Source organism: Rhizobium yanglingense (assembly GCF_977109285.1).
In genome coordinates, this window is the sequence record NZ_CDSAWY010000005.1 from 1,022,164 (window position 1) to 1,044,712 (window position 22,549).

Annotated in this window: 8 protein-coding genes and 10 pseudogenes; 11 read left to right on the forward strand and 7 right to left on the reverse strand. The window is 59.7% G+C overall.

The annotated features are described in order from the left end of the window. Nucleotides 1–98: 98 nt before the first annotated feature. Both ACW4PC_RS14645 and ACW4PC_RS14650 read right to left on the reverse strand, forming a co-directional pair. Nucleotides 99–1,507: pseudogene (locus ACW4PC_RS14645) on the reverse strand (HlyD family type I secretion periplasmic adaptor subunit). Continuing rightward, nucleotides 1,508–3,275: pseudogene (locus ACW4PC_RS14650) on the reverse strand (type I secretion system permease/ATPase). Between the two features lie 211 nt (nucleotides 3,276–3,486). On the opposite strand from ACW4PC_RS14650, the pseudogene ACW4PC_RS14655 reads away from it, so the two are divergent. The 7 genes and pseudogenes from ACW4PC_RS14655 (at nucleotide 3,487) to ACW4PC_RS14685 (ending at nucleotide 13,259) form a co-directional block, all read left to right on the forward strand. Next, nucleotides 3,487–4,057 (forward strand): annotated as a pseudogene (locus tag ACW4PC_RS14655) (MarR family transcriptional regulator). A 44-nt stretch (nucleotides 4,058–4,101) separates the two neighbouring features. Next, nucleotides 4,102–5,352: pseudogene (locus ACW4PC_RS14660) on the forward strand (glycosyltransferase family 4 protein). 182 nt (nucleotides 5,353–5,534) lie between these two features. Beyond that, a pseudogene (locus tag ACW4PC_RS14665) lies at nucleotides 5,535–7,015 on the forward strand (DUF6212 domain-containing protein). Further along, a pseudogene (locus ACW4PC_RS14670) lies at nucleotides 7,005–9,688 on the forward strand (glycosyltransferase). Before ACW4PC_RS14665 ends, ACW4PC_RS14670 begins: the two co-directional pseudogenes overlap by 11 nt. Nucleotides 9,689–9,727: 39 nt before the next feature. Continuing rightward, a pseudogene (locus ACW4PC_RS14675) lies at nucleotides 9,728–10,911 on the forward strand (polysaccharide pyruvyl transferase family protein). A 39-nt stretch (nucleotides 10,912–10,950) separates the two neighbouring features. After that, a pseudogene (locus ACW4PC_RS14680) lies at nucleotides 10,951–12,127 on the forward strand (polysaccharide pyruvyl transferase family protein). 4 nt (nucleotides 12,128–12,131) lie between these two features. After that, the gene (locus ACW4PC_RS14685) at nucleotides 12,132–13,259 is read left to right on the forward strand and encodes a glycoside hydrolase (protein ID WP_455875020.1); all 1,128 of its coding nucleotides are present in this window, start codon (nucleotides 12,132–12,134) and stop codon (nucleotides 13,257–13,259) included. Nucleotides 13,260–13,452: 193 nt separating this feature from the next. Here the strand turns inward: ACW4PC_RS14685 and ACW4PC_RS14690 are convergent, their stop codons facing one another. The 3 genes and pseudogenes from ACW4PC_RS14690 to ACW4PC_RS14700 form a co-directional block, all read right to left on the reverse strand. Next, nucleotides 13,453–14,070, reverse strand: a complete 618-nt coding sequence (locus ACW4PC_RS14690; RefSeq protein WP_455875021.1) for a GGDEF domain-containing protein — start codon at nucleotides 14,068–14,070, stop codon at nucleotides 13,453–13,455. Nucleotides 14,071–14,842: 772 nt separating this feature from the next. Continuing rightward, complete coding sequence (locus tag ACW4PC_RS14695) at nucleotides 14,843–15,844, reverse strand: NADP-dependent oxidoreductase (RefSeq protein ID WP_455874262.1); 1,002 nt, start codon at nucleotides 15,842–15,844, stop codon at nucleotides 14,843–14,845. 44 nt (nucleotides 15,845–15,888) lie between these two features. Next, a pseudogene (locus ACW4PC_RS14700) lies at nucleotides 15,889–16,705 on the reverse strand (oxidoreductase). Between the two features lie 90 nt (nucleotides 16,706–16,795). On the opposite strand from ACW4PC_RS14700, the gene ACW4PC_RS14705 reads away from it, so the two are divergent. The 3 genes from ACW4PC_RS14705 to ACW4PC_RS14715 all read left to right on the forward strand — a co-directional run bounded on the left by ACW4PC_RS14705 (nucleotide 16,796) and on the right by ACW4PC_RS14715 (nucleotide 19,504). Further along, nucleotides 16,796–17,227 (forward strand): winged helix-turn-helix transcriptional regulator, encoded by a 432-nt coding sequence (locus ACW4PC_RS14705; RefSeq protein ID WP_455875022.1) that lies wholly within the window; start codon nucleotides 16,796–16,798, stop codon nucleotides 17,225–17,227. Nucleotides 17,228–17,470: 243 nt separating this feature from the next. After that, nucleotides 17,471–17,764: a type II toxin-antitoxin system RelE/ParE family toxin gene (locus ACW4PC_RS14710; protein WP_455874263.1), complete on the forward strand. Its 294-nt coding sequence runs from the start codon at nucleotides 17,471–17,473 to the stop codon at nucleotides 17,762–17,764. A gap of 555 nt (nucleotides 17,765–18,319) precedes the next feature. After that, nucleotides 18,320–19,504, forward strand: a complete 1,185-nt coding sequence (locus ACW4PC_RS14715) for a phosphatase PAP2 family protein (protein WP_455874264.1) — start codon at nucleotides 18,320–18,322, stop codon at nucleotides 19,502–19,504. A 146-nt stretch (nucleotides 19,505–19,650) separates the two neighbouring features. Here ACW4PC_RS14715 and ACW4PC_RS14720 read toward each other — a convergent pair whose 3' ends face one another. Further along, complete coding sequence (locus ACW4PC_RS14720) at nucleotides 19,651–20,805, reverse strand: sulfite oxidase (RefSeq protein WP_455874265.1); 1,155 nt, start codon at nucleotides 20,803–20,805, stop codon at nucleotides 19,651–19,653. A gap of 355 nt (nucleotides 20,806–21,160) precedes the next feature. Between ACW4PC_RS14720 and ACW4PC_RS14725 the strand changes: the two are divergent. Beyond that, nucleotides 21,161–21,567: pseudogene (locus ACW4PC_RS14725) on the forward strand (mobile mystery protein A); the annotation flags it as partial. Between the two features lie 256 nt (nucleotides 21,568–21,823). Here ACW4PC_RS14725 and ACW4PC_RS14730 read toward each other — a convergent pair. Beyond that, the gene (locus ACW4PC_RS14730) at nucleotides 21,824–22,441 is read right to left on the reverse strand and encodes a TetR/AcrR family transcriptional regulator (protein ID WP_455874266.1); all 618 of its coding nucleotides are present in this window, start codon (nucleotides 22,439–22,441) and stop codon (nucleotides 21,824–21,826) included. Between the last annotated feature and the right edge of the window lie 108 nt (nucleotides 22,442–22,549).

The following is a 22,549-nucleotide window of genomic DNA, read 5'->3' on the forward strand; positions in this document are numbered from 1 at the left end:
CGGGTATCATAAAGTAATATGCAAATTATTTTACTTGGGAATAACTTCAAAATTTGAAACAATTTCTGCTGATGCAGCATTCCAGTTTCCTGGATCGTCTAGTCTTCCCTGAAGGCGCGATTGAAGCTCTCGACGGACGGGAGAAGTAAGGTAGTCGATCGCACGGCGTGACTTGTGGATGATCAGCACCTCCGCGGGCATGCCGGGATAGAGGCGGACATCCGGGTTTGCCTTGAGCGATGCCGGATCGAGTTTGGCGCGCGCGACGAAGAACGCACTGTTTGACTTTTCATCTACCGACTGGTCTGCGGCGACATATGTGATGGTCGCCTTCCATCGGCAGGCGGGAGCGCTGATTATAGGCCGTCAGCCGGATTTGCGTCTGCGAGCCCACGGCCATGCTGTCGATGTCGCGAGGATTGACGCGCATCTCGACCAGCAGGGGCTCATTTTCCGGAACGATCTCGAGCAACGGCTGGCCGGGCGTGACCGCGCTGCCAGGGGTGCGCAGCCAGATGTTGCTGATGATGCCATCCTGCGGAGAGCGGATCTCAAGGCGCCGCAGCACGTCCTTCGAGGCGATGATCTGCTCTTCGACATCCGCGAGCTCGATGCGTGCCGTCGTGATTTCGCCGGCGATCGTCGACTGAAAGTCACTTTCGATCCCGGTCAGCGCAAGCTGCGCGCCCGCTCCGGCTTTTTCTGCCTGGGCCTTGTCGCCGACGAGCTCGCCCCGTTCCCGCGCAAGCTCGCTTAGCTCGGAACTCGATGTCGATGAGTTGCGTGCGCGGTGCAGACGCCTTTTTTCACCAACGTTGCCATCGCCGTCCGCTGCTCGTTAATGAGATCGATTTGCTGGTCGGTCGCCTGGATCTGGATGCCGAGCGACGTTCGCTTGTTCGAGGTGCTCCTCGATGGTCTTTTGCTGGACCTCGACGCGCCCGCCCTTGGTCTCGCGCCGCTTTTCGAAAAAAATCGTCTCCGCCCTGACGGCGTCGTCGACCGCGGCGTCCCGGGCTGTCAGCCGAAATCGCGTGGAAAGCTGATCTGCGGGCATGTCGGTCTGCTCGGCCTTCAGTCGCGCCAGTTTCGCGATTAGGCCAATGCGCCGGATTTGGAGCGACCGCAGGCTGGAGCGGGCGCGCGTATCCTCCAACTCGATCAGGGGCTGACCGGCGGAAACCTTGTCGCCCTCCTGAACGAGCAGTCGGCTCATCACGCCGCCTTCGAAATGGCTGATGGTCTTTCGCTTCGAATCGACGATGACCGTGCCGTTGGCGACCGTCGCGCTGCTGAGCTCGACCGAAAAGGCCCAGGCAAAAAATCCACCGAAGGACACAAGGACCGTGGCGAGCCCCGCAACGACAAGACGACGAAGCGGCGAGCGGCGTATCAAACCGGTCGAACTCCAAGCTCCGAGGGGCTGACATCCCGCGATGCCGGCTGATGCCGCTGGCAGGCGACGTTCGGAGAGATCGGAGCGGACCGCAAGAGGGCTTCTTTTCAGTCATATTGCGGCTACCTCGCGGTGTGGTTCGCCCGGCATCGTGGCTGTGACCACGGCCGTTCGCGGTCCGAACTGTGTGACGCGGCCGTTTTCGAGCACGAGCAGCTTGTCGGCGACCTGCATGATGGCTGGCCTGTGAGCGATTATGATGACGATCGCGCCGTCGTCGCGCGCGCGCTGGATCGCGCGGATGAGGGCCCGCTCGCCGATCGCGTCCAGGTTTGCGTTCGGCTCGTCGAGCACGATGAGGCGAGGCTGGTTGTAGAGGCAGCGCGCCAACGCTATGCGCTGCCGCTGCCCTCCCGAAAGGGTCAGGTGTCCGTCGCCGACGGGCGTGTCGTAGCCGAGTGGCAGGCGTCCGATCATGTCGTGGATGTCGGCCAGTCGCGCCGCCTCCAGCACCTTGTAGGGATCGCTTTCGGCCATTCGCCCAATGTTTTCTCGGATGGTGCCTTCCAAAAGCGAGACGGATTGCGGCAGATATCCGACCACCTGGCCGAACGAGCCGCGCTCCCAGAGATAGGTGTTGTTGCCGTCGAGGAAGACGCCGCCGGACGTGGGGCGCAAGATTCCGACCAGCAGCCGCGCGAGTGTCGATTTGCCGGCTGCGGAGGGACCGACCACGCCAAGAACTTCGCCCGGAGAGAGGGAGAAAGAAATGCCCTTGATGATCGGCACATCCAGTCCCGGGGCTGCGTAGACGAGCTTATCGACCACGATGTCGCCCGACGAATGCGGCGTGGGCATCGTTTGGCGGATTGCAAGATCCGCCTTGAGAGGGGCCTCGAGGCGACGCCAGCCCGCGATCGCCAGCACCCACTGCCGCCAATTCTCGATGATCGAATCGAAGGGGATCAGTAGGCGCCCGACAAGAATGCTCGATGCCATCATCGCGCCGGGCGTGATTTCCTGCTCCAGCACCAGATAGGCTCCGGCTGCCAAGCGTCACGACCTGGATGGAATAGCGCAGGCTGCGGGTGATGGACGACATCGCCTTGCTCCTGCATCCCACTCGTTTCAAAGGCGCTGAGAGCCTGCAGTTGCAGGGCGCGCCAACGATTCGCCAGAGCTGGCAGCATGCCCATCGCCTCGATGGCCTCGGCATGTCGCAGCGATGCGCCAATCTTGGACACGGCCTCGATATTTGTTTGATTTGCTTCCTTGGTGAGTTGGCGCGTCAACATGTCCGTGACCAGTCCGCCGCAAATGAGCAGTGCGGCGGAGACGGCTCCGATAAGGCCGAAAAGCGGATGCAAAAGCGAAAAGGGCGCCGAGGAAGATCGGTGACCAGGCCGCGTCGAGGGGCGCGCTGACCGCTGACGAGGTCAGGAAGCTTCGCAATTCTGCGATGTCCCGAAGCGACTGGGTCGCGCGCGACAGGCCCTGATCGACAGAAGCCTGAACGGCGGCGGCCAGGACTGGCATGTTCAGCCGGCGCACGAGCGCGCCTCCGATGGCTTGGAACGACAGGGCACGGATGAATTCCAGAACACCGAGCACCACAAGGGCGCCGATCGGCCAAAATGGTGAGCATTGACGAGCGTGTCCATGCTCTGGCTGTTGAGTACCCTGTCATGAACTTGCAGCATGAACAGAGGCATCGTGAGTTGTAGCATATTCAGACACACGCTCAGCGCGGCCGCATAAAGCAACCCGAACAAAAAGACACGCTTTGCTTGCGACAATCAGCAACCTCGGGTTGTTTTGATCTTTGGCCTCCCCAGATTTGACTCTTGCTTCTTGTCTCATTTTGAACAGTATCACGCATGGTGATTTGCCTTGAGTTAACGTTAGAGCCATCTGTCTGGAGGGCAGATTTGGTTGTAACTGAGCCTAAGTGATAGTATTGCGTCGACCAATCTGGCACATAACGGAGGGCTTGTGCAAGCTCGTGGTGATCAGGCGGTGATGAGCATATTTGAAAATTACTTCAAATTTTGAAGTACTTTTCCTGAAATCGGAGAGTGAAATGAAAGAAAATGAGTATGTTCAGTTTGCTGGCAGAACTGAATGACGATCCAAGTCTTCGAAATAACGGCCAGACAGTACAAACGGACCCCGCGGCATTCCTCAGGGATGCCGAGCTTAGTGACCTCCGGCAGGTTACATATTTCGAGCTGGCTCGCCTCATGGAGCGGGCAAGCCGGCGCTTTTCGGGCCTGATCCGTGCGGAGCTGACCAAGCTTCGTGTCGACGATATCGGGCCGGCTCAGGCGATGATTCTGCTGGCAATCGGCGACTCGGAACTGTCGGTCGCCGAGCTTCTGGATCGTGGGCATTATGTCGGCTCCAACGTTTCCTACTATCTGAAGCAGCTTGGCAGACGGCGACTACATCGATCGCGTTGCCTCCCAGCGCGACAAGCGGTCGGCGCGCATCAAGTTGACAGAGAAGGGACGCCAGCTCAGGGCAAATCTCCGCGACGCGGCGATGGCCTATGAGCGCGCGGTAAATCGTGGCGACCAGGACCGGCGGATGCTTGAGACGGCTTTCCAGACGCTGCACCAGCTCGAACTGGCCTGGGGCAGCGCTTCACGGTACGGCGTCTAAGCGGTGAGTGATGCCGTGCACCTGGCAGGGGCGGGCTAAAGGCGATGCACGTGGCGTTTGTTCATCGGCGGGGCTTCGGCCAGTTCGCTGCCTTGGCCGCTCAGCTCGCGCAGGCGGGAAATGAGGTTAGCCTCATCACCGAGACCATAGACCAGAAGATCCCATCCGTTCGCGTCGTTCGACATCGAGCGGAATCGGGCCCGCGCGCAGATCCGCATATGGCCCGACACATGGGCACTCCCGATCACCATGCGCGAATCGGCCATCGCGTTGCCGAAACGCTCGACGCAATGGCGCGGCAAGGGCTGGTGCCCGACGTTGTCGTTGGCCATATCGGTTGGGGAAGCATGATGTTCTTCAAGGACGTGCTGCCGCGGGTGCCCGCATTGGGGTATTGCGAGTTCTTTTACCGATCGGAAGGGGCGGACATCGGGTTTTCCCCCGACGATCAGCCCGATCTGGAGACGCGCAAGAGGCTGCGGCTGCGCAACATCGCGCAGCTCCTATCCCTTGAGGCCATCGAGGCCGGCATTAGCCCCACCCATTGGCAGAGAAGTCTGTACCCCGCCGACGCCCAGCCGGCGCATTTCGGTATGCCACGAGGGCGATCGATACGGCGCGGTTTCGACCGGACCCATCAACTTCGGTCACGCTTTCGGACGGGCGTGTGCTCAGCGCCGGTGGTTCTCCCATTGTCACCTTTGTCGCGCGCGACCTTGAGCCGTATCGCGGATTTCCACAGGTCTTGGAGGCTGCCGCCAAGGTTGTGCGCCAACGCCCCGATGCTTTGTTCGTTTGCGTCGGAGGGGATGGCGTCAGCTATGGTGTGCCGCCGCCCGGCGGCGGGGCGTGGAAGGATCATCTCCTCAAATCCCTTGATATACCGCGGGAGAATATCCTCTTTCCCGGCGCGGTGCCGCATTCGGTTTTGCGGCAGCTTTTCCAGATCTCGGCCGCGCACCTCTACCTGACCTATCCGTTCGTTTTGTCGTGGTCGATGTTGGAGGCGATGGCGTGCGGCGCCCTGGTCATCGGATCGGACACCGCGCCCGTCCAGGAGGTTATACGCTCCGGCCGGAACGGCCTGTTGGTGCCGTTCTTCGATACGGACGCACTCGCTGAGGCCATTCTCGGCGCCCTGAAGAGTCCCGAACGGCATTTCGGGATGCGTGCCGCGGCGCGCCGGACGGTGGAGAGGCGTTTTCGACTCGACGGACTGCCTCGATCGCCAACAGTATCTTATTGAGAAATTGACTGGAAAGTTACTTCGCCGCAATGTAGAGATGAATTCATGATTATTACTTTGATTTTTAAAGTATATATGAAATATTTTTCTTTACGACGGCTAATTTTTATTATTGTGCACTGCAATGTTAGTTGTTAGGCTCCCGGTATATGGCGCGGGATGATTTGAATAAATATCTGATTATTCGGCGCCTTTGCTTTTTGTTCCGAGATAATTCTTCAGAGGCCGCGCGTGCAAGAATTGACGTCTTCCGGCATTGGGAAACGACTGGTGACGAGAAAGCTAATAGCGGCATCGGACCGGGATCGATCATGCTTCGAAGGGAGCGATATCGAGCATCTGGTTGTTTACCTCGATGTTGATGGCCATCCTCCAGCGACATTGGAGAATGCTTTTCCATTGATCGCCGTCGCCTTTTCCGAAGAGGGCGAGGCGGATTTGCGGGAGCGTCTGGCGCTGCTTGGACCACTGGGAACTGTCCCCGCGGTTCCCATGCAGCGGCTTGATCCCGTAAACAAGCGACAGTTTTCCGCTTCTGCGGGCGCTGACCGAGGGCGGCGTGGGCCGGCTTGCCCGATACAGCGCCTCAATCACCTCGGAACTTGCGATCCTGCGCCGGGAACGCGAGACGTTGCTGGAAAACTACCGGGCGCTCGAAGATGCATTTCAGGCGCGAAACTGGGAGCCGGTTTCTGAAGTTTTCTCCCATGATCCCTACGCCGATCCAAAGGACGAGGGGATCGGGCAATTGCTTGCCGCCGCCTTCGTCGAGCAACTGCTGCCAATATCCAGCCTTGGCGTGGCAGGGTTTGCCCTTCACCTGCACTCGGTGCCGCAGGATCACCGGAGAGCTTGTCGTCGTATTGAGCTACCTCGAGAGCGGCGAAGGAGTCGCCGAGTGGACCGTACCCTATACGCAACTCGTGCCGAACTGGAATTTCTTCTCGCTGCCCCGGGCCTGCGGAGGGGCTGCGCGCACGCTTCGGCTGCGGATCTCCGCGACCGGACCGGAGACCGTCGGCCTTTCTCTCGGCTATCCGATCGCCGGCGAGCGCTATTCGGCGCGGTCGGAACTCCCGCATCCGGATCTCGACCTGCGCCCGCTGGCGTTCAAAGTGTTTACGGGACTGCCGGGAGTAAAGCCCGCCAGAACACCCAACATGATTGCGCCCAGCAGCCTGCTCGAAGGCCAGTACACTGTCGATTATCGCCTGGCGGTCGGTACGTTGATGCAGATCGCGGACGTTTCGGTCACGCCGATCGTCCCGGAATTCCAGACGGTGCGCTTCCTCGAGCATGAGCATGCTGTTGTCTGCCACCCGTTGCCGAGTGGCATATCGGCAGGCGCGGTCAGTCGCGCCGTCGAGCCCGGAACGATATCCTTCTCGGCGAGCGCCTTTATCGATCATCCGGAAGGTCAGCCCGCGGCGGTCAGCTTCCTGATCGCACCGGCGAATTCAAATGCGCGTTCCGAAGTGGCCGAGCTTGCGCGAAAGGGCGCGGCCAAGCCGTCGGCATTCTTCAGCGGATGGCGTGAAGTCAGCTCCAGTGAGGTCGTCAACATCAACATCCAGCTGGACGAGCCGGCACGCGGCCCGATGGACCTGATGATTCTCAGCCGCGCAGTCACGGATTCGGTCGATTTCTCCTGGCTCAAGGTGTCCGGCTTCAGGTTGGTCAAACAATCTACGGAGGCCGCCGATGTCCAGTAACAGGGAGCCAACGGACCTCATCGCCGTGGCCATGCCCCTTTACGGTCACGCGGCACTTGCCCTGGAGGCGATCGAGTCGGTATTTGCCTCGAATGTTAGCAACTGCCGGATCGTCATTGTCGTCTCGGTCGACGGCGATCCACGGCACGAGACGTTCGATCAACTGTTGCTCTACGCCGCGGCCCATCCTTCCGTCCAAGTCGTGTTCGGCCAAAACGCCGGTCCGGGTGGCGCGCGCAATCGCGCCATCAACTTCGTCCTCGAGCGCTTTCCAGAGACGAAGGCTGTCTATTTCCTCGACGCCGACAATCGCGTCCTTCCCGGCACCATCGAGACGCTTTACCGGCACCTCCTCTCCAGTGGCTGCGGGTGGGTCTACACGAATATCGACACATTTTCGGTAAGCTGGCGCGCTCACTACGGCAACCGCTATTCACGACTGGTCCACTGCATCACCGACAACATCTGCGACACGGGATCGATGATCTCGATCGATGTTTTTCAGCAAGGCGTCCGCTTCAACGACGACAGGCAAAACGGCTTCGAGGATTGGGAGTTCTGGCTGTCCTGCATCGAGCATGGTTTCGTCGGCACGCCCTGCCATGACACGGTCTTCGAATACCGGCTGAGGGCGGAGAGCCGCTTCAAGGAGGCCAATCGAGACCGCGCCACGTCGGTAAGCTTCCTGCGCAAGCGCCACAGGCCGCTGTTCCAGCGGCCGATGCTGGTGGATTTCGAGCATGAGGAGTGCCCGCGCTACCTGTTTGCGCGAACGGAAGATACGGCGATCTCATTCTTCACTGATCCTACCAAGCCACCGATGATGCTTCGCCTCGACGACATCATACCGGCGTTCTGGGGCAATATCGGCGAGCCCGACAATGAACATTTCCCGCCTTTCCTGGTCGCCGGAAGCGGCGCGGCGCTCGACCTTCTGCGGCGTTCGCGCATGCTGCCGAACGTGCTTGCCCATCTTGAGCGCCTGAGCGAGAACAGCAACGTCGTCTTCGTCCAACTCGCCAACGATGCCGCCCAGCGCAAGATCGAGCCGATCGTTCATGGGGCGGGCGGGCAAAAAATCGGCTCCGCCGATCTCGTTTTCCTTTCGATCCGGCTCGTCCAGGAGGTGGTCCAGAACAATGCTGTGGACTGGTTCGCCTCGATCGGAAGCCAGCAGGTATGGCCGACATCGGCCGTTCTGAAAGTGCACTTCCCTTTTCCAAGAAGCCTCCCGCGCCGCTCTCTCATCACGCCTCAGCAGGTGATGATCAATTGCGTCAACGCAATTGCCATGAGCCCCCTGCGCGAGACGGCGGGCAGGCGGTGGACCTGGCGTCCCGCCCGGCTCGTGCCTTACACTGATCTGCTACAAGGCGCTGCGCAAGGAAGTCGGAGGATCACCAGTCCTGCCGCTCGGCCATAGCGAAGGGCAAGCGGACCGTGGCGCTGCTCGTGCCGAATGCCTCGTTCGGCGGAGCCGAAAAGGTCGTCTACGCAGCCGCCCGGGAATTGAAGGCGGCGGATTACGAAACTCATCTCTTCGTGCTCGGCACGTCCCGGATGGATGTGATCGATGAATTCGATTCCAGCTTCGACTACATTCACTTCTGGGACGCGGGAATTCCGGCCTGGGGAGGGTCGGGCTCCTTCCTGGGACAGGATTTCATCGACGAGGGGCATTCGGTCGACTGGGAGGCGCTGAAGGGACAGCTTTCCGGCTTCGACCTGGTCATCAACAACCACGTGATGGCCGTCCATCCCCTCATCGCGCGACTGCGCTCCGAAGGCACGCGCACGGCCTGCTATCTTCACGTCGTCGACAACACGGCCTTCAAGAGGCCTGCCGGTCAGCCCTTCGCAGCGATTGCCCATGAGCATTGCTACGACGCCTTCCTAACCTGCTCCGAACAGCTCAAGATCTATCTGCACAGCTACGGCGTCCCCCACGAGAAAGTCTTCGCCGTCGCGAACGGAGCGAGCTTCTCGGTACCGCCCAAGGCCCTGGCGGAGGTTCTGGCCGGTCAGGCGGATCGAGCGCAGGGATGACCGCTTGCGGCTTCTTTACATGGGCCGGCTCGATCAGCAGAAGGGTATCGACCGGCTGGCGGCGAGCGCTCGCGGAACTGCGGGCCTCCAACGTCAATTTCGAAGCCCGGGCCATCGGAGGGGAAATCCTCGCCGATTCCAGGGTCTCCTGGAGCGAACGGTTGAAGGACCTGGGCGTCGACGTGCGCTCGCCCGTCTTTGCGAGCAAGGATCTGATCAAGGCGCTGGGCTGGGCCGACGTTCTCGTCATGCCCTCACGATGGGAGGGCGCGCCGCTGATGATCGCCGAGGCGCAGCAACTCGGCTGCGTGCCCATCGCGACCGCGGTCGGCGCGGTGGACGAGCTCATTTCCGACGGCGAGGACGGCATCCTCATCGACGCGCCTTCCGATCCTCAGGTGGTGAGGGAGATGGCGCGGATCATCGAAGAGGTCGCGCGCAATCGCGAGAGGCTCGCTCCGCTCATGGAGGGCTGCATCAGGACCGCCGCACGCCGGTCATGGGCTTCGTCTTTCTCGGATTTCATCGTCTTGGAGCGATCGGTCCGTGAAGAATTCGTCACTGTCCCGCGCTGCGGTCTTTCGCGAGCAGGCGGCGGCAAATCCCGTGGTCGCGGCAATTGGCTGATTGCCGCGCCGCTTCTTTGAAACAGAAAGGTCTAGTCGAATGCGTCCGCGAATTCTCGTGACGGGTATTCCCGGTCACTACACGCGCCTTGCCAACGGCGCCCACGGCCTGTCCGTCTCCTATGCGGAGCGGCAGAAGCAGCCGGAAACGAAGGAGGAGTTTCTGCAGGAGCTGCGCAACATCAGCAATACCGGGAACTACCTCATCGGTGAAGGCGCCCTGCGTGCGCTCGCGCCACATGCGAAGCAAGTTCCCTTCTGGCATCTCTACAATTTGAGCAAAGAACGGCAACGGATTCGACGAGTTCAACGCCAACTTCGACATCTGCGTCTTCACCTGCGCAAACCTCTTGCGCAAGGGACTTTCCGCGGACGCAGAGGCGGATGTCCTAAGCCGAGCTCAATATGCCGATCGTCATGCTGGGCATCGGCCTGCAGAACCGCAAGGACCTGGAGAACAATCTTCCGGAGGGAACGAAGCGGCTTCTCGGCCGTCCTAAAGGAGCGTGAGCATTACTTCCTGACACGCGGCTACGAGTCCGCCGGCTTCCTGAAGGACCAGGGCTTCTCCTTTGTGCGCCCGACCGGTTGCCCTTCCGTCTATTTCATGCCGGACAACATGCGCCGGCTCCATGAGGAAGCTGTCGAGCGTAAACATCGGCAAGGCGCGGACAATCTTTTCAGGCTATCTCGGCGGCGATCAGGATGCGATCCTTGATGCGAACGCGCTGGCCCCGCGGGACACCGTGCCTCAATACGTGGTGCAGGACGAGCTTCTCCACTTCGACATGAAGGTGGAGCCTAATGACGAGGGACGCGTCTATGATTCCGCATCGGGCCTGATGATCGGCGATCTCGCCTATCCCGGCACGGAGCGCGAGAATGCAGCGGTTCGAGGTTCGCACCTTTTTCGACACCAACCAGTGGCGCGCCTGGGCCTCGTCGATGGACTTCAATTTCGGTCGTCGTTTCCACGGCTCGATCATCGCCATGCAGGCGGCCGTGCCGAGCCTGATGGTGGCGGTGGACGACCGCATGCGCGAGATGCTGGGCTTCACCGGCCTGCCGGCCGTTGACGTCACGGAGATCGACAAGGCGGAGAACCGCGCCGAGTTCGTGGCCAATCATCTGGCAAAGCTCAACACGAACGAACTTGTCGACCGGTATTCCGACCGCGAGCGCGCCTTCCGCACCACGCTTCGTGAAATCGGCATCGGTCTATAGCGGCCTGAGGGCCATCACCTTTCGGTTCAGAGGACAGTTATGCGTATCTTGCTTACGGGCATTCCATCCTATTTGCAGCGGACGATTGCGGACGTCTCAGGCACGACCGTCATCCATCGGCCCTATTTCGACGAAACCAGGACCAGGAAGGACCTGATCTCGCAGGTCAGGAAGATCGCCAACACCGGCAACTACCTGATCGGCGAAGGAGCGGCTGAGAGCCTGCGCGGTCATGACGTCACCTATCTGCCGTTCTGGCATCTCGCCAACAATCGGGACTCGAACGACGCTCTACGAGCGCGTGAACCGCGAATTCGATTTGTGCGTCTTCGCCTCCGCTAATTTGCTGCGTCCGGGCTACTCCGCCGATCTCGAAGCGGAAGTCTTCGCGAAGCTGAAGATGCCGATTGTGGTGATGGGCATCGGCATCCAGCGCAAGGAAGGCCTCAAGGATCAGCTGCCGGCCGGCACGATCAAGTTCCTGGAGGTGCTTGAGGAACAAGGAAAGCTTCTTCCTCACGCGTGGCTACTTCACCGCCGAGTTCCTGAGGGAGCAGGGGATGAAGTTCGTCAAGCCGACCGGCTGCCCGTCGCTCTACTTCGCTCCGAACGAGATGAAGCGTTCGCTTTCGGCGCTTGCCAATCCGGGACTGGCGGAGGCCCAGAGGATCGCCTTCGGCGGCTATCTCGGTAGCGTTGCCGATACGATCGTCGATGCTCATGCGCTGCTCAAGCCCGACAGCGTGGCAAGCTATGTCGTCCAGGACGAAGTGGTTGCCTACAGCCTCTCCCTGACCGGTGACGACAATGACATCGTCTATGACCGCGCGAGCGGGCGCATCACGGGCAGGGACGGAATACAAGCATTCAGGAGAAATGGCAGCGGAAATACGAACTGCTGGTCTATTTCGATACGAACCAGTGGCGCGGGGCGATGTCCGCGCGCGATCTCTGCTTCGGCCGCCGCTTCCACGGCTGCATCATCGGCATGCAGGCCGGCACGCCTGCCCTCATGATCGCGGTCGACGACCGCATGCGGGAGATGCTGGAATTCATCGGCTTCCCCTATATCGAGGCAGCCACCTGGAACAGGGAGGCGGACAAGCGCGCCTATCTCGCCAACTTCCTCGGCAAGATCGACACGCAGGCCGTGATCGACCGCTATTCCGCTTGCGAGGCGAATTTCCGCAATGCTCTGGGGCAGATCGGACTTTGAGCGGATGAGGGTGGTGGCGCAAACGCGAGCGCGCCTTGCTTGCGCGCTGGCAGTGCTCTGGGCCTTTGCCCCGGCGCTGCCGGCGGGAGCTGACGAAGTGCTCTCCGATCGTATCGGCATCAACCGCGTAAACCTAGCCTGGCTTTCCCGCGGCGATCAGGAGCGCGTACTGAATGAAATCGTGGCAAGCGGTATCACCCATGTCCGGCTTTCGCTGTCGAGACCGGTGGACAGGAGCATCGAAGCGCTCGAAATGGCGGACCGGCGGGGGCTGAAAATCCTCCTCGAGATCCAACTCGGCAACAAGGATTATTATCCCGCGGATGCGCGTTCTCGCACCGGTTTCGGCCGCATCTGGGATGTTCAGCGGCTTTCGGATCTCGATCTCGATCTCTACCGAGCGCAGTTGCGCTCGGCGCTTCGCCGCATTGACGAAATGGGCATCCGCATCGACGCCGTCGAGCCCGGAAATGAAATAAACTACAGCGCTTACAACGGCGACCTCGTCGTCTATGAAAAACCAGGGCGGCAGACGCCGCGCAACGTTTCGGAAGTCGCAAATCGCTCGGCCTTCGAACGCGGGCTCGACGCATATGTCGGCGCCCTCCGCATCACCCGGGAAGAATTGCGGGCGACGGTCTATAGCCGCGACGCGCTTCTGATTTCGGCCGGACTTTCCGACGTCGGCACTGGCGAGGCCGACCGCCGCGGCATGGAACGGCTCGAACCCGGCGAGTTCATTTCACTCCTGCGGGAGCGGGGGATCGATGCGCTGGTCGATGGCTACGGCATTCATGTCTACCCGGGACGCAAACATGACGCGGCGCTTGCACGCTATGTGACGACGCTTCTCGACTTTTGCCGGCCTGAAGGGGAAGGCAAGCCGTGCTGGGTGAGTGAATGGGGCATTGCCAACACCGCGCTTTCCTGCCCGGTCGATGATCGCGAGCGGGAAGTGGCGGTCCGTGCCGTGCGCCGCAGCTTCGCGGAGCTGATGGAGAAGGGAAGGCTGAAAGCGGCCTTCTACTATGACTGGGACACCCAACCGGTCTACAGCGTCTGGCGTTGCGGCGCCTTGAGCCCGGCCGGCGTTGCGGCCACCGAAGCGAATAGCGGCGGGGTAGCGAGATGACGGGTCAAATCTGTCGGTTCCCGTAGCCGAGGTCCGCGCGGCCGCGATGGGAAACGGTGACGGACGGTCGGCGGATTTCACAACTGGTTGCATTCCCCGTCCCTGTTAAGGATAAGACGACGTCCGCCGGAGGCAGCTCTGGTCTAAAGACCGTAAAGCCCGATGATTCGCGGCAGACCCTAAAGCCTCTCGTTCACGAGAACAGCTCCCGGAATAGGGGTGGGCCAGCTTCTTCCTCCGCGAGGGCGGCGCGGTTAGCAGCCTCGCGGAGTGCCTGAAAGTCGGCCTGGTCCTCGACCCTGGTACCGCCAAGCCGGACCGTCACCGATATCTGGCGCTCTTGTCCGGCTGTGAACGTGGTTTCCTGCACCCGCGCGCGGATGCGCTCGCAGATGTCGCTGGCATTTTCCGTTGTTGTGCCGGGCAAATAGATGCCGAGTTCGTCGGAGGCAAGGCGGGCGACGAGATCACCGTAGCGCAGGGAAGAATGTACGATCCGAACAATCGATTGAAGCAGCGTATCGGCCCATTGCGGACCATAGCGACGACCGATCTCATCGAAATTACCGACATTGAGAACGAGCATAACGCCATCCGGGTTTTCCGCGCTGCTCACGCGCCTGCGGTCTATCGCTTGCTCGACTGAGTTCGCAAATTCGCTGGCGCGCAATGTACCCGTGACGGGATCATGACGGAGCGCGTACTGAAGTTCATTTTGGGTATCACGAAGCGCTTCGTTGCGCAGACAGATTGCCAATTGAAACCGAAATGTGACAGCAGCCGATATTAACGCCACGGCGGTCAATTCCACCCAAAATGGAGGTTCGGGAACAAGCAGGCTCAGTGCCCAAACGACTACGGTCGCTCCAGTCGCAGAGGCGAGGGCGCGGAGCGTTGCCTTCTTGATATGCGGGGCGATTACGGCCTGGCGACAACGAAATTGCAGAGTCATCGGTTAACGGAGCTTTTGCAGTGGTCGCTATCTTTAAGGGCTTCGGTAAAATACCAGGTGAACAAATCTGATGGCATTTTAGCAATGGGCCACGAAGAATTTGATCGTCACGTCAACCAGATCACGGCCTGCGAGGCCCAGGCCAATAAGCTTGTTTAAAAAGACATTCGCACCTTCTGCGTTAACGCCGGGAGTATTTGCTTCAAACACAGAAAACCGTGGAGGCCTGCGGCTCGATTGCCATGGGGTGAAAATTTACAAGTCTCCGCGCCATCGGGCCCCCGCAACCAGCATACATCTTCGAAAAGCTTTTAAAATCAATGTGTTGATGATGCCATTTTGTCTGGCTGCAAGTGCTTGCTCAGCAAAATCAATAACTTATATCGCAGGTGCAAATTGAGGGTTCCAACCCCGCAACCAAACGCAACGGGTAGATGGACCAGTGTACGTACCAGCGCGTGTTTTGGCTCATGCCGGCACCAGCACGTGCCGGTGAAGTAGTGTTGCAGTAGCCCTTCAACCGCCAACGCTTTCTGCGATCTGCAGGTAACGCAATGCGACCGAGATGCCATTGAAGGCTGTTAGCTCAACTCGTCAGAGACGCCGGAGTGAGCGCCAATGGGCCCAGACGTCACTTCACCGCGACGACGACCTTCCCTTTCGCACGACCCGTTTCGACATAGTTGAGCGCCTCATTGGTCCTCTCGAACGGGAAGACCCGGTCCATCACGGGGCGTATGTCACCCGCCTCGATCAGGGATGTGATCTTTCCGAGCTGCCCACCGTTCGCGGTCATAAAGAGAAACGAATAAGTGATGCCTTGGCGTTTCGATTTTTTCCTGATGCTGAAACTCAGCAGGCGCATGACCTGTTGAAGCAGCCAACCAGAGCCGTTCTGCCTCGCGAAGTCCGGATCGGGAGGACCGGAAATCGAGATCAGCTTTCCACCCGGCTTCAGAACAGCAAGGGATTTCTCCAGCGTGTCCTTCTCGAGACTGTTCAGCACGACGTCATAGCCCTGCGCCACTTTCTCGAAGTTATCCTTCTTATAGTCGATGACGACATCCGCTCCGAGGCCTCTAACGAGATCGACATTAGCTGTGCTCGTCGTCGTGGCCACGGTCGCACCGAGATACTTCGCAAGTTGGATGGCAATCGTCCCCACGCCACCCGAGCCGGCATGGATCAGAACCTTCTGTCCTTTCTTGAGGTTCGCCCGTTCGACAAGCACCTGCCAGGCGGTCAGGGCGACGAGCGGCAGCGATGCTGCCTCTTCCATCGTGAGGTTCTTCGGCTTCAGTGCTAGATCGGCCTCGTCGATAGCGACATATTCTGCAAATGTCCCGATGCGATCTTGGGCCGGACGTCCATAGACCTCGTCACCGGGCTTAAACTGCCGGACTTTGGCCCCGACCCGGACCACGACGCCCGCTAACTCGTTGCCGAGCACCAGTGGAAGGCGGTAGGGAAGGATGAGCTTGAACTCGCCGTCCCTGATCTTGTTATCCAAGGGGTTCACCCCGGCGGCATGGATTTCCACCACGACATCGTTGTCGCGCAGTTCCGGCTCCGGACTATCACCGAGCCGTAGAGCCCCACCTTTTGTATAGCGGTCAACTAAGAATGCCTTCATGAGTACTGACTTTCTTTCTTTTCCTAGGTGACGGCAATTGGGGGTTAGGCGGGAAGCCTGTTGAATTTCCGAAGATTTTTGTCGACGAAAGACTCGGGCATGAAGCGGCGTAGGAAACGGACCAGTCCCGCAGCCTTTCCTGCGGTGTAACGCCTCTTCGGTGACGCTGCGTTGGCCGCCTTGACCACCATGTCGGCGACGATCTCGGGTGCGTCTCCCGTTTCGACAATCTCTCGCATCAGCTTCTCAGCGTCGGCACGAACGCTATCGTACACGGCAAGCGGTTGATCCGCGCGCGTGAGATTTTCCTCGAACGATGTGCGGGTGACGCCAGGTTCCACCAGTACGACGCGAATGCCTTGCGTTCGCACTTCGTGGTCGAGCGATTCCGAATAACCCTCAATCGCGTGCTTGGTCGATGCATAGAGGGCGTTGAAGGGGGCAGGAATGAGCCCGAGGATGGAGCTCATGTTGATGATCCTGCCTTTCCGTTGGCGTCTCATGATCGGTAGTATTGCATTTGTTAAACGCATGACGCCGAAGACATTCACGTCGAACAGAGTTTTTGCTTGCGCGGCAAGACGACTCCTCAGCACCTCCGAGCAGTCCAATTCCGGCATTGTTGACGAGAAGATCAATCCGTCCCGCACGGCTCACGACATCATCGACGACCTTCTGCACAGACACGTCGTCGGTGACGTCGCAAACCAGCATTGTCACACCATCGTCGGTGTTGGCCATCGGCTTCCGGCTGGTTCCGAACACCCGGTAGCCATTGCGCCGCAACGCTCGTGCGGTCGCCATTCCAATGCCCGATGATGCGCCCGTGACCAGGGCGACGCCGCGTTCTGTCTTACTCATCTGTTTCAGCTTTCATTTTTGTCGTGGAACATCGATGCAAACTAGGTTACTATCAATTTGAGAGTGAGTCACTATCAAAAAGATATTAACATGCAGAATCTTTCGGACCAGCCATGCCTGATCGCCCGTAGCCTCGCGTTGGTAGGGGACGCATGGAGTATGCTGATACTGCGGGATGCCCATGCTGGGCTCACCCGCTTTGATGAGTTTCGGAAGAGCCTTGGCATCGCTCCGACAATTTTAACCCGTCGGCTTTCCGCGCTTACCGACGAGGGGCTGCTGGAGAAACGGCGCTACTCGGAGCGGCCGCCACGGAACGAATACGTGCTGACGGAAGCCGGTCGGGACTTTCTGCCGGTTCTGTTTTCGATCGGCGCATGGGGGCGAAAGCACCGCAACAAAAACGGTGTAACCCGGTTCTTTGACGCCGAGACTGGAACGGAGATTGATCCTGTCACGATCGACCGCACGACCGGCGCTCCGATCGGAACACGTCCGATACGCATCGCCGCACCCGAATAACCCGCCCCACATGGTGGAGATATGGTCGGTTATGGCCAGGCGCCCTTGCCCTCTTTATCCACAAGGCTCACTCGACTGCCTTTCCCGCAGTTCGCCGGACCGGCAGGGCCACGCGTCCGGAACGGTCGGGGGACTGCCAGCTTGCGGGTTCATGCTGCGCGCTCCCGTAGAGGAGCGGGTGATGAATATTGACAATATATGCTACGCTCCCCGCACAATAGAAAAGAACAAAAGGATATGCCGATGGAGGGCGAGAAGCAGGCGGTGACTTATATCACCGGCTTAAATACTCACTTGCAGCGGTTGTGTGACAACAGGGCGATATGGCGAAAGCTCCCGCAGAAGCTTGCGGTTTCCGCTGACATCAACCGCGAAGCCTATTTTAGCCGCTACGAGCGCCAACTTGTATTCGTCCGGGAGCTGAACAATGGCGACCTTGGTGCGATGAGCATTCTGCATGAGCGAATGGACCTGCCGGTACGCCTCATGGAGGACTTGGCTTCACTGGATGAAAAAGCGGCCAGCGCAGAGAAATAGAATTTCGGCAAGGCCGCAGGTTCAACTCCTGCCCAGGATCAGCACCCGGGAGGATAGAAGGACAGCGTTGAATCGGAAATAATTTCCGCTTTTGCCGCAAACCTTCCCCTGCCGACCCACCTAACCTTTCGACCCCCCATTCTGTTCGTGCACGGCATTCGGCCTTCCGCCTTCCGCTTCTCGCTCCGACCTCGTAAGCAGATTTTTGCTCGTCGAAACCTTTGAGTTGCCGCGGCCGAGCGCGACCATTGAAATTTTGCCACGCGGGGATTGCGCCACGGCGTTGTCGCGCGGTATAATTAGAGTTTGCTAAAATAGAAGATGGAGTGGCCGTCAAAACAGAAAACCTTCGGCTTTGGGCCGGGGATCAACCATGGGGGATCGAACATGTTTAGCGGCTTTAGCAGGGCCTGCGCGCTAATCCTTTTGTCAGGGAACTTCGCTTTCGCCCAATCGGATCAGATAGAGCCAAACGCTGGAACGTGGAAGACGTGGGTAATCACGTCGGGCAAAGACTTCCGAGTCCCGCCCCCACCGGATACTTCCGCAACCGAGTTGGAGCAGGTCCGCGAACTTGTCGCAAAGAACGATGCGCAGGTCGCCGCCAAGATCACGTTCTGGGACGCCGGCTCGCCGGGCTATCGATGGATCGACCTGGTCAACCACCGTCTTCTCGCAAACCAGACGATCCCCAATGCGCATCGCGTCTACACCTATTTGACGATGGCGGTCTACGACGCCACCGTCGCGGCTTGGGAGTCGAAATACTTCTACAATCGCCCCCGCCCGAGCGAGGTGGATAAGACACTGCCGACTGCGCTGCCTGCGCCTCGGAGTCCCGCTTATCCATCTGAACACGCGGCCGCCGCCGCCGCCGCCGCGACCGTTCTTGCCTATTTCTTTCCGGACGAGGCGTCGTCGTTCCAGGCGATGGCCGAAGAAGCCGCACAGTCGCGTGTCCTTGCCGGTGTCCAGTTCCCAAGCGACACTTCCGCCGGCCTGGCACTGGGGCGACGCGTGGCAGAGCAAGTGATTGCGCTGGCAAAGGCCGACGGCTCCGATGCCGTCTGGACCGGCACGGTGCCGACCGGGCCGTGCATGTGGGTCGGAAGCAAACCCGCCAATGCAAACATGCCAAACTGGAAGCCAATTTTGCTCGAGGCAGCCGATGAATTCAGGCCACCGGCTCCGCCCGACTGCAAGTCTGCGGCCGTGAAGGCCGAGACGGAGGCAGTCCGGCAGTTTGATCGAAAATTCCCCAACAACGCCAAGGCGTTCTACTGGCAAAGCCCATCCGGCCTGTTCACCGACTGGTATGACTATGCTAGCAAGTGGATGTTCGAGGACAAGACGGATTCGAACCCGCCGCGCGCCGCACGGGCTTACGCGATGCTCGCAACGGTCTACTACGACACCTACATTGCAAGCAACGACGGGAAATACGCTTATTGGTACCTGCGACCCAACATGCTTGATCCGAGCGTCACTCCCCTGTTCGCTGTGCCCGCCCATCCCAGTTATCCGTCGAACCACTCCGCGTTGTCGACTGCCCGATGCGAGGTGCTGGCCTACCTGTTCCCCGACCAGGCGGAGTTCATCCGCACGGTCGGCAAGGAGGCGGGCGATTCCCGCGTCTGGGCCGGCATCCACTATGAAATGGACAACCGGGCCGGTGCCGCACTTGGCAAAGCGGTCGCCGGGAAATTCATCGAGCGGGCAAAAAAAGACGGCGCAGACTAGCGGAAGGGAGGAGGCCTGTTTGATCCGCTGCCAGCGGATGACCGCCGGCGCCTTCTCCTGAAATGTCGCAATCCCCAGCGGGGGGTTCTCGATGGATGTTCCGTTCACTCAGCAGCCGACGTCGACGTGCGAGGCAGCAACGTTTCTCAAACGATGCGGATGCGGCGCGTCACATGACCATTGCTTTCCCAGTATGTGTGCTTTTTGGCGATCAAGGGGTCGTCCATTGCCGGTTGAATTTGACCTGCCGTACTGATCGCGCGCGAGGTTACCGTGTGTTCTCCGGGCGAGGGATCTGGCCAATCCAGTGACCAAATCTTCCAGGCGTATTCGGCCTCCTCGCTGTGATCGATGACTGCCGGCATCCAGGGCCCTTGATCGATTTTCACTTCGACCCGGGCGATCGGCGCACCCCAAGCTGCGCCGACGATCCGGTGACCCGAGTCGTTGCGCGTGACCTTCGCGGGCGCGGATTTCAGCAAGGCCCGGCCGACCGAGGTCTCGGCCCACACGGTCTCGCCGTTGTGTTCTTCCTCTCGGATGGTGACATAGTCGCGGCCCATCAGCAGGCTCATGAAGCGGGTGTCGCGAACCTCGATGCTCTTCAGCCACTTGACGTTGGCGATCCCGTACCAGCCCGGAGTTATCAGCCGCAGCGGGAAACCGTTGGGCGCCGGCAGCGTTGCGCCGTTCATTTCGTAGCAGAGCAGATTATCGGGGTTCATCGCGTCTGCGAGCGACATGCTGCGAGCGAAGTTCTGTTGCATCTTGATATCGCGAATTGCGACCTCGCCTTTGTCGGTACCGAAGAAGACGACCTCGATGCCCTTTTCAAGGACCCCGGCTTCCTGGAGGATCGGGGCAAGCGGCGTGCCTGCCCAGCGGGCATTGCCGATGCCGCCGGTGAAGAAGGGGAAGCCGTGGTTGCCGGAGCATTCGACGGTGAAAACAACCTCCTGCCTCGGCCGCGCCTTGATGTCGGCGAGCGTCATTTTCAAGGGCTTCTTGACCATCCCTCCGATGTCGAGGGACCAGGATTTGTCGTCGATCGTCGGCCGATTGAAATGCGAGATGCTGAAGAACTTGTCGTTTGGAGTTATCCAGGCATCCAAATCCTCCCAGACAAGCTGGGTTTGAATCCCCACCGGATCGGGGCTTTCTGTCGGCTGATCGAGCCATGGAATGACTTTCTCGCCCTGCCGCGTCGGAAAAGCGTAGGCAAGCGACGAATAAAGGCCCGCGATTCCGGCGAGAACCGCGCTTCCCTGAACGATAAATTCTCTACGTTGAAGAGCAGGCATGGTGTTCCCTCCAGATACGTCCGGAACGAACTGCAGCGCGATCGGCCGCAGCCTGGGCACGGATATGCGCACAATGTCTCACCTCACCCGGACATTTTCGGAGCAAGGTCAAGTGTCAGCTGCGCATTCAAACATGCAGCGCCGGACGGTTTTCTAGTTTGCGTCTCCTACTTCAAAAATGCGCCTTTGCAAAAGAAGAGTCCATAGCCGTCGAATTGACGAGTTCGAGGTGAGCGTCGATAGTCAGGATCGACTTCAAGGCTGCTATGGTCGAGACGCGCCCTCGCGTCATCACCAGCAAATGGTCCGGAAGTGGCGCGAACGAGACGATCTCTCAGGTCGCCTCATGGCCCAGCCCCCCAAGGGCTGGACACGGGCGATCCGGGTTGCCTTGGGCGTGACGGGCGTTCATGCTTGCCGCCCGCTTGGGCGTGCGTCCGCAGAGCGTCGAGGCCCTTGAGAAATCCGAGACCCCGGCTCCATCCAGCTCAGTACTCTGCGGCGCGGCGCCGAGGCGCTGAGCTGCACGCTGGTTTATGCGCTCGTGCCGAACAGCTCGCTCGAGGAAGCCGTCAATCGGCGTGCGCGGAAGATCGCGACGCGTGCACTTGCGCGTGTTGCCCATACGATGAAGCTGGAAGCGCAGGAAACAGGCGGGATAGAAGCGCGCATCGAGGAATCCGTGACCAGGTCAAAGACCGCGATCTGTGGGGGAGCCGTGAGCGACCTCTTTGCAGAGCCAGAAGACGCAACGCCGCTTGAGCCTGGGGAACGCGAAAGACTTCTGGGACTTGCCGCACGATGGCGCGGAATGCGGATTCGGGGACGAAACGGCGCAGGAAACTGGCGCGCCATCTTCCCCGCCGCATAACGCCTCTTCGGAGCCTGGTCAGTCGAGGGCTCCGCCGCGCCGCCGAGCAGGCCAATGCCGGCGTTGTTGACAAGCAGGGCCGTGCATTTTTGGGATAAGACGCAGCAGCAGCCCGAGTTGGCGCATAGTTCTGGGCGAATGAAGCGGTCAAGCCGTTAGACCATGCAAAATGAGATCGACATGAGCTTCTAGGTAAGTCGTCTTATCCAGAGCTCTTCGATCATTGAAGATGAGCTTGAAAATCAGCATGGCGATGGCAGGAGCCACTACCGCGTCGGCGAATGCCGCTGGCGCCGGCCGGAACTCCCCATGGTTCACACCCTCATCGATGAGGGATTGCAAATGAGCGTTGAGTGGATCGATGAACTCTTCGTGGTGCCGATCGACGACTTGGGGAAACCGTGATCCTTCGGCGATGACGAACCTCATCAGTTCCCGCAATCTGCGGTTCTCGACAATGCGATCGTAGAGCATCGCTATAAGGCCCTCAAGGCGCTCCGAACATGTTCCGCTTAGCTCATGGGCACTAGCCAGGAGATCCTCGAACGGCACGGAGATGTGCCTGATCATTGCTTCAAAAAGCTGCTCTTTGGTTTCGAAGTAAACGTAAATCGTCCCCTTCGTTACTCCGACCCTGTCAGCGATGTCTTCAACGCGTGTCGCCACGTAGCCGCGTTCCACAAACTCCTCAAAGGCCGCATCGAGAATCTGTGCAGGGCGGCGCGCTTTCTGCTCCGCGCGCGTCAGTTTCTTCATATCAGGCATGTCTCACCTTTGAGCGGTCCTTGTCATTCCGTGGCTCGGCATCAGGCAATTTTTCCGCAGTTTCTATTGACTAATGAGTCAGTCAATTATATCGATCGCGCGAACGGA